1 protein-coding gene is annotated in these 377 nt (G+C 57.8%); it reads left to right on the forward strand.

Annotation, left to right across the window (positions count from 1 at the left end; translation table 11 throughout):
• Positions 1 to 24: 24 nt before the first annotated feature.
• Positions 25 to 377 (forward strand): aminotransferase class I/II-fold pyridoxal phosphate-dependent enzyme (locus AB4Z23_RS28980; RefSeq protein ID WP_441361371.1); only part of this gene is annotated, 353 nt, incomplete at its 3' end.

The following is a 377-nucleotide window of genomic DNA, read 5'->3' on the forward strand; positions in this document are numbered from 1 at the left end:
ACGATGACAGCGCTTCTTTCGACGATGACCAGACCGGGCGATGTCATCCTGTGCGAGGCGGTGACGTATCCCGGTTTGCGGGCGATCGCAGCCCGTATGGGATTGCAACTCGTCGGAATTGCGATGGACGCTTCCGGCGTTCTGCCCGATGCGCTTGACGCGGCTATCCATTTACATCAACCGAAAGCGTTGTATCTCAATCCTACGGTCCATAATCCAACGACGCTGACCATCCCGCGCGAGCGGCGCATGGAGATCGCCGAGGTTATCCTTCGGCATAGACTGCCTTTGATAGAGGATGATGCATACGGCTTCATTCCCGCAACGGCGCCCGTACCTTTTGCTACGCTTGCTCCCGACCTCACCTGGCATATCGG

The sequence above is a fragment of the Agrobacterium sp. MCAB5 genome (genome assembly GCF_052114365.1).
In the GTDB taxonomy this organism is placed as follows: domain Bacteria; phylum Pseudomonadota; class Alphaproteobacteria; order Rhizobiales; family Rhizobiaceae; genus Agrobacterium; species Agrobacterium tumefaciens.